General features: G+C 61.7%; 7 protein-coding genes. 2 read left to right on the plus strand and 5 right to left on the minus strand.

Annotated features, from left to right (window positions below):
• Positions 1-100: 100 nt before the first annotated feature.
• From ACPZMI_RS01115 to ACPZMI_RS01130, 4 genes are all read right to left on the minus strand, one after another.
• Positions 101-1,006 carry an SdiA-regulated domain-containing protein gene (locus tag ACPZMI_RS01115; RefSeq protein WP_186710665.1) on the minus strand — a complete coding sequence of 302 codons (906 nt, stop codon included), beginning with the start codon at positions 1,004-1,006 and terminating at the stop codon, positions 101-103.
• Positions 1,007-1,094: 88 nt separating this feature from the next.
• On the minus strand, positions 1,095-2,015 hold the full coding sequence (locus tag ACPZMI_RS01120; protein ID WP_426351512.1) for an SdiA-regulated domain-containing protein: 921 nt from the start codon (positions 2,013-2,015) through the stop codon (positions 1,095-1,097).
• A gap of 156 nt (positions 2,016-2,171) precedes the next feature.
• Positions 2,172-2,837 carry a fumarylacetoacetate hydrolase family protein gene (locus tag ACPZMI_RS01125; RefSeq protein ID WP_426351513.1) on the minus strand — a complete coding sequence of 222 codons (666 nt, stop codon included), beginning with the start codon at positions 2,835-2,837 and terminating at the stop codon, positions 2,172-2,174.
• 28 nt (positions 2,838-2,865) lie between these two features.
• A complete protein-coding gene (locus ACPZMI_RS01130; RefSeq protein WP_426351514.1) occupies positions 2,866-4,263 on the minus strand; it encodes an FAD-binding oxidoreductase in 1,398 nt (465 codons plus the stop codon).
• Positions 4,264-4,435: 172 nt separating this feature from the next.
• Between ACPZMI_RS01130 and serA the strand changes: the two genes are divergently transcribed.
• Positions 4,436-5,665 (plus strand): phosphoglycerate dehydrogenase, encoded by a 1,230-nt coding sequence (serA, locus tag ACPZMI_RS01135; RefSeq protein ID WP_054891120.1) that lies wholly within the window; start codon positions 4,436-4,438, stop codon positions 5,663-5,665.
• A 119-nt stretch (positions 5,666-5,784) separates the two neighbouring features.
• Here the strand turns inward: serA and ACPZMI_RS01140 are convergent, their stop codons facing one another.
• A complete protein-coding gene (locus ACPZMI_RS01140; protein WP_186710663.1) occupies positions 5,785-6,261 on the minus strand; it encodes a DUF4399 domain-containing protein in 477 nt (158 codons plus the stop codon).
• 231 nt (positions 6,262-6,492) lie between these two features.
• Here ACPZMI_RS01140 and ACPZMI_RS01145 point away from each other — a divergent pair, with 231 nt between their 5' ends.
• Positions 6,493-6,972, plus strand: a complete 480-nt coding sequence (locus ACPZMI_RS01145; protein ID WP_186665519.1) for a substrate-binding periplasmic protein — start codon at positions 6,493-6,495, stop codon at positions 6,970-6,972.
• The last annotated feature ends 39 nt before the right edge of the window (positions 6,973-7,011 follow it).

Genomic DNA, 7,011 nt, shown 5'->3' on the forward strand with positions numbered 1-7,011 from the left:
CTAAAGTCCAGCCCAATCTCCCTGTGGGAGCGGGCTTGCCCGCGAATAGGCCAGCACTGACACAACAAAGACCATGCCCCCACAGAGCCCTGAACTACACCTACTCAGCCGATTGCCTGAACACATAGAACAGGTTCGGCTCACTCACCAGGTAAATGGTCCCGGCATCGTCCATGGCGATCCCCTCAGCCTGCGGCACTGTCTTCTTCAGGCCCTGATACCCCTTGCGCAATGACAGGGTGCTCAGCGGCCGCCCCTTCACATCCAGCTCCAGCACCAGCCGTGATTCGTCCGACAGCGCCAGCAGATGCCCGCTGCGCTCATCGAACTGCAGGCTCGACAGGTCGCGCACGAACAACCGCGAATCGCGCTTGCGGTCCTGCACCACATGCACCGCATAGGGCTGCTCCGGATTGTCATGGGGGAAGCCGTGCACCTCGTAGATCAGCATCGGGTCACGCTCCTTGGCGACGAACAGGCGCTTGCCGGCAGAGTCGTAGGCCAACCCCTCGAAGCCCTTGTTGCCGTTCAGGCCGATGCCCAGGGTGAGCTGTTCGGCGTCGTTGGCGTCGAGAAACAGCGTGTCGTCGTCCAGGCGCACACGGATCAGGCGCTGCTGACGCTCATCGGTGATCACGTAGCTGTTCGGCCCGACGTACTCCACGGCCTCGGGATCACCGAAACCGGTCAGCGGCACACGGCGCAGGATGCGCCCGTCCAGCGAAAGCTCGATGAGCTCGGAGCGGGCGTTGGTGACGGTGAACAGGGTCTTGCGGTCAGGATCGTAGGTGAGCGCCGAGACATCGTCGTCCAGCCCCTCGATGGGCTGAGCCTCGATCACCACCTGGTAGCGATCCAGGCCGATGCCTTGCTCGGTCGGCTGCCACCAGCTCTTGAGGTTGAACCAGCCGCGCTCGAACAGGCGGAACTCGTGCCCCGCCACGCCAAGCACCGCCAGCACGGAGAAAGCCAGAAGAAAGAGAAACGAACGAAGATGACGGCGCATGAAGAGGACTCGACGGAGGATGCCGAATCTAATCATTCATAGCTGAAATAAAGCTTAAGGCCATCATCAGAGAATTCCGATAATCCTGTCAGTGCTTCTTGAAGCGATAGAACAGCGCGGGCTCGCTGACCATGTACAGGTTGCCCTGATCGTCCATGGTCACACCTTCGGCCCGAGGCACACGGCTGCCCAGGCCGTTGAACGCCCCGAGCAAGGTCATGAAGCTGACCTGTTCGCCCTTCTCGTCCAGCTCCAGCAGCATGTTCGAGTCAGCCGACAGCACCAGTAGGTGGCCCGTGCGTGGATCGACCGCCAGCGCCGACAGGTTGCGCAGGTCCAGCTCGTCACTGGGCAGTAGCTGCTTGTCGCCCTTGAGCGGCCCGCGACCGTCGGTGCTCCAGGCAAACAGACGCGGCGGACGCTCTTCGCCGATGATCAGGCGCTGGCGCAGCGAGTCCCAGGCGATGGCCTCGAAGCCCTTGTTGCTCTTGACCGACTTGCCCAGGTCATAGCTGGGGAAGTCGTCGTGATTGAGCGTCGAGGTACTCGCGTCCACCTTTACCAGCGTCAGGTCATGGTTGCGCTCATCAACGATCGCGATCAGCCCGTTTTCCAGCACGGCAAGGCCTTCAGGATTTTCCCAACCCACCAGCGGAATCTTGCGCAACACGTCGCCATCGAGCGTGAGTTCGACCAGGAAGGGGTTCTTGCCCATCACTGCAAACAGCGTGCGGGTCTGCGGATTGAACGACAGGTCCGAGGCTTCGTCGTCGTCCATGCCCGGCAACGGCTTGGCGTCGATGTCTACCAGGTAGTCCGGCAGCCAGACGCTTTCAATGCGCTCGGCACTGCTCTCGAAACGCTCCTTGACCCACAGCAGGCCACGGTCGTCCCAGTGCATGGCGATGGCCACCCCATAACCGATCACCGCTGCCACAGCCAGGGCGAACGGCCAGCGCAGGTAGAAACGACGCTTGGTGGAAGCTGGGGCGCTGGAGGGTGCTGGCATGCAGGGGGTCCTGGGTAAATGGGCGAAGACCCGCGCATTATCCAGATGCGGTGTGAAAAAAACGGTAAATCGTTCGCGGGTAAAACCGCTCTCACAAGGCTGCGCAAATCCCTGTAGGAGCGGGTTTACCCGCGAAAAGGACGACCCGCAGTCAGATCAAAGCACGCGGCTCTCGAAGCGGCTGACACCCGGCAGCTCAAGCACCAGCTCATCACCGACATTGAACGGCCCGACACCGGCCGGAGTACCGGTGAGAATCACGTCACCCGCCTGCAGGGAGAACTGCGCAGCGATGTGCTGGATGATCGGCACGATAGGGTTGAGCATCATTGCGCTGTTGCCATCCTGGCGCACTTCGCCATTGATGGTCAGGCGTACCGGAATGTCGGTCACGTCCTCGAAGCTGGATGCGGCGACGAACGGCGGCAATACACAGGCGCCGTCGAAGCTCTTGGCCAGCTCCCACGGCAGGCCCTTCTCCTTCAGCTTGGCCTGTACGTCACGCAGGGTCAGGTCCAGGGCCGGGGCGTAGCCGGAAATGGCATCCAGCACCTCTTCGACTGTCGGCTTGGTCGACAGTGGCTTGCCCAGCAGCACGGCAATCTCGGCCTCGTAGTGCACCGAACCGCGGTCGGTCGGGATCTTGAAGCCGCCTTCCAGTGGCACCACGCAGCTGCCGGGCTTGATGAACAGCAGCGGCTCGCTGGGGATGGGGTTGTCCAGTTCCTTGGCATGCTCGGCGTAGTTGCGGCCGATGCACACCACCTTGCCCAGCGTGAAGTGGATGCGCGTGCCGTCTACGTACTGGTGCTGGTAACTCATGGGGCCGACTCCTCTGGATACTGCTTTCTTATTCAGGTGCGAAGATCTTACCCGGATTCATGATGCCGTTCGGGTCGAACACCGCCTTTATCGCTTTCATGCAGGCGATTTCATCTGCCGAGCGGCTGTAGCCGAGGTAGTCCCGCTTGGTCATGCCCACGCCGTGCTCAGCAGAGATCGAACCGTTGTAGCGCTCGACGATCTCGAACACCCATTTGTTGACCTTGGTGCAGGAGGCGAAGAAATCGTCCTTGCTCATGTGATCGGGCTTGAGGATGTTCAGGTGCAGATTGCCGTCGCCGATATGCCCGTACCAGACGACTTCGTAGTCGGGGTAGTGTTCGCCGACCACCGCATCGATATCACGCAGGAACGCCGGCACCTTGGAGACGGTGACGGAAATATCGTTCTTGTAGGGCGTCCAGTGGGAGATGGTCTCGGACAGGTACTCACGCAGCTTCCACAGGTTCTTCAGCTGCGTCTCGCTCTGGCTCATCACCCCATCGAGCACCCAGCCCTGCTCGACGCAGTGCTCGAAGGTGGCCAGGGCTTCGCTGGCCACTTCCTCGGTGCTGGCCTCGAACTCCAGCAGCGCATAGAAGGGGCATGGCGTGTCGAACGGCGCCGGCACGTCGCCGCGACCCATGATCTTGGCCAGGCCCTTGTCGGAGAAGAACTCGAAGGCGGTCAGGTCGAGCTTGCCCTGGAAGGCATGCAGCACCGGCATGATCGAGTCGAAGTCCGGCGTGCCGAGCACCATCGCCGTGAGGTTGCGCGGCGCGCGGTCCAGGCGCATGGTCGCCTCGACCACGAAGCCCAGGGTGCCCTCGGCACCAATGAACAGCTGGCGCAGGTCGTAGCCGGTGGCGTTCTTGATCAGGTCGCGGTTGAGCTCCAGCAGTTCGCCCTTGCCGGTGACCACCTTCAGCCCTGCCACCCAGTTGCGGGTCATGCCGTAGCGAATGACTTTGATCCCGCCGGCATTGGTGCCGATATTGCCGCCAATCTGGCTGGATCCGCTCGAGGCGAAATCGACCGGGTAGTACAGGCCCTGGTCCTCGGCGAACTGCTGCAACTGGCGGGTGATCACGCCCGGCTGGCAGACCACGGTGCGGTCGAATTCGTTGAAGGCGAGAATCTGGTTCATCTGGTCGAAAGCCACCACGACTTCGCCATTGGCAGCGACCGCAGCGCCCGACAGGCCGGTGCGTCCGCCGGACGGCACCAGCGCGACCTTGTGGCGGTTGGCCCAGCGCACGATGGCCTGGACTTGCTCGGTGGTCTTGGGCAGGACGATGGCGGTCGGCGCCGGCGGGTAGTGCTTGGTCCAGTCCTTGCCGTACGCTTCGAGCGAGGCGGGGTCGGTCAGGACCTTGCCAGGGTCGACCAGGGTCTTCAGCTCATCAATTACCGCAGCGTGGGTCATCGCCAGAACTCTCGAATGATTCATGGTCACCCTGAGCACTCTTCACCTGTCGGGATAAGCTCAGACGGTGTCGCGTATGCTAGCATAGCCCTCCCGTCGATCGTGCTAAGGCCCGTCGCCGCGCCGCTTTGCCCCCCTCGCCATTTTTTCTCCGGGATACAGGTTTACGCAGATGAGCAAGACTTCTCTCGACAAGAGCAAGATCAGGTTCCTTCTTCTCGAAGGCGTCCACCAGAATGCTGTGGACACCCTCAAGGCTGCCGGGTACACCAACATCGAGTACCTCACTGGCTCACTGCCGGATGCGCAACTGAAGGAAAAGATCGCGGACGCCCACTTCATCGGCATCCGCTCGCGCACTCAACTGACTGAAGAAGTCTTTGACTGTGCGAAGAAACTGGTCGCGGTCGGCTGCTTCTGCATCGGCACCAACCAGGTTGACCTGAACGCGGCCCGCGAGCGCGGCATCGCGGTGTTCAACGCGCCGTACTCCAACACCCGTTCGGTTGCCGAACTGGTGCTGGCCGAAGCCATCCTGCTGCTGCGCGGCATCCCCGAGAAGAACGCCTCCTGCCACCGCGGTGGCTGGATCAAGAGCGCGGCCAACTCCTTCGAGATCCGCGGCAAGAAGCTCGGCATCGTCGGCTACGGCTCGATCGGCACCCAGCTGTCGGTTCTGGCCGAAAGCGTCGGCATGCAGGTCTACTTCTTCGACCCGCTGACCAAGCTGCCACTGGGCAACGCCACCCAGGTCACCAGCCTCAACGAACTGCTGGGCCTGGCCGACATCGTCTCGCTGCACGTGCCTGAGCTGCCATCCACCCAGTGGATGATCGGCGAGAAGGAAATCCGCGCGATGAAGAAGGGCTCGATCCTGATCAACGCTGCCCGTGGCACCGTGGTCGAACTGGATCACCTGGCTGCCGCGATCAAGGACAAGCACCTGATCGGCGCCGCCATCGACGTGTTCCCGGTCGAGCCGCGCTCGAACGACGAAGAGTTCGAAAGCCCACTGCGTGGCCTGGACAACGTGATCCTGACCCCGCACATCGGTGGTTCGACCGCCGAAGCCCAGGCCAACATCGGCCTGGAAGTGGCCGAGAAGCTGGTCAAGTACAGCGACAACGGTACGTCCGTATCCTCGGTCAACTTCCCTGAAGTGGCCCTGCCGGCGCACCCGGGCAAGCACCGCCTGCTGCACATCCACGAAAACATCCCGGGCGTACTCAGCGAGATCAACAAGGTCTTCGCCGAGAACGGCATCAACATCTCCGGTCAGTTCCTGCAGACCGACGAGAAAGTGGGTTACGTGGTCATCGACGTCGACGCCGAGTACTCGGACCTGGCGCAAGAGAAACTGCAGCACGTCAAGGGCACCATCCGCTCGCGCGTCCTGTTCTGAGCCTGATGGCTGCATGAAGAAGGGAGGCCCTGGTGGCCTCCCTTTTTTTGCCTGCGCGATCCGAGTGTTCTGCTTCGCGGTCGAATCGGGGCGCCGAAGCGCCGCGAAGCTTCCAGGCATCACTTCACATTGACGGTGATCTTCTTCGACTCGACGCTTGGCTTGAACGGCACATGGTACTGGTCGCCCAGCACCAGTTGCAGGGTGTGCTTGCCCGGGGTCAGGGTGATGGTCGCCTCGGTCTGCGCCTTGCCGAAATGCAGCACCTGCGGCCCGGCTGGCAGGGGTTGGTTGCCCTCGGGCATCAGGCTGGTCGGCAATGGCTGGTCAGCTACAGGCGCCTTGTCGACATCCACCAGCAGGTGATGGTGCCCGGAGTGCGGGGTCTGGTCGCCAGCCGGCTTGAGCGCGATACCCTCGATGCCGAACTTGACGGTGAAGGTCTTGTCGACCGTGGCGCCATCGGCCGGGGAGACGATGAAGACCTTGGCGTCTTTCGGTGGCTCCTGGCTTTTCAAGGCATCGGCAGCGCTGGCAAACAGCGAGGCCCCCATCAGCAGACCGGCAAGGGCAGCACGCGACACTGGGCTTTTCATTCACTTCTCCTGTCATTCACTTCAATTGACCGCTATCACTTAAACGAAGCGAGGTGGTACTTCACCATAGTCCAGTTACCGTCCCGCAGGTTCAAAAATGCCGGCATGAAAATTTCAGCGACGGCGTAAACCTAAGCACGATGTCGGGGTCATAGGCTGCGTTCGACCGCGGCAAAACGAGAAAGCCACGGCGAATGACATTCATCTGCCGAGATATAAAAAGGGATATTCATGCGTTTGACCATTGGCCTACTGCTGGCAGTACTCATCAGCCCCCTGGCCCAGGCAGAGCTGATCGACGAAATCAACGACCGGGGTGAACTGCGCATCGCCGTGCAAGCCAACAATGCCCCCTACGCCTTCAAGGAAAACGAGCACCTGACCGGGTTCGACATCGAGTTCGGCCAAGACCTGGCCCGCGAGATGGACCTGCGCGCGGAATTCATCGAGGCGCCCGCCGACGAAGTGCTGACAGGCGTGGAGAGTGGCAAGTACGACATCGCATTGACACCCGCGAGCGAACAGCCTGCGACTGAAAGCGCGCTGGATGCCAGCCAGACGTTTGGTGAGAAGAAGCTGGTGATCCCGTTCCAGAAGGACAATCCGGCCTTCGAGAGCACGCTGAACAATGCCCTGCAGCGGCTCAAGGACAGTGGGCGGATGGCGGAGCTCGAGCAGAAGTGGTTCGAGAAGACGGCGGCGCAGCAGTGATATCGCGGCGTTCTCTTCGCGGGCAAGCCCGCTCCCACA

The organism is Pseudomonas wayambapalatensis (genome assembly GCF_049942315.1).
Classification (GTDB): Bacteria; Pseudomonadota; Gammaproteobacteria; order Pseudomonadales; family Pseudomonadaceae; genus Aquipseudomonas; species Aquipseudomonas wayambapalatensis.

What these genes read in the sequence shown, in the direction of transcription:
- ACPZMI_RS01115 (WP_186710665.1), bottom strand. Translation starts at nt 1,006, where the DNA reads ATGCGCCGTCATCTTCGTTCGTTTCTCTTTCTTCTGGCTTTCTCCGTG.
- ACPZMI_RS01120 (WP_426351512.1), bottom strand. Translation starts at nt 2,015, where the DNA reads ATGCCAGCACCCTCCAGCGCCCCAGCTTCCACCAAGCGTCGTTTCTAC.
- ACPZMI_RS01125 (WP_426351513.1), bottom strand. Translation starts at nt 2,837, where the DNA reads ATGAGTTACCAGCACCAGTACGTAGACGGCACGCGCATCCACTTCACG.
- ACPZMI_RS01130 (WP_426351514.1), bottom strand. Translation starts at nt 4,263, where the DNA reads ATGACCCACGCTGCGGTAATTGATGAGCTGAAGACCCTGGTCGACCCT.
- serA (WP_054891120.1), top strand. Translation starts at nt 4,436, where the DNA reads ATGAGCAAGACTTCTCTCGACAAGAGCAAGATCAGGTTCCTTCTTCTC.
- ACPZMI_RS01140 (WP_186710663.1), bottom strand. Translation starts at nt 6,261, where the DNA reads ATGAAAAGCCCAGTGTCGCGTGCTGCCCTTGCCGGTCTGCTGATGGGG.
- ACPZMI_RS01145 (WP_186665519.1), top strand. Translation starts at nt 6,493, where the DNA reads ATGCGTTTGACCATTGGCCTACTGCTGGCAGTACTCATCAGCCCCCTG.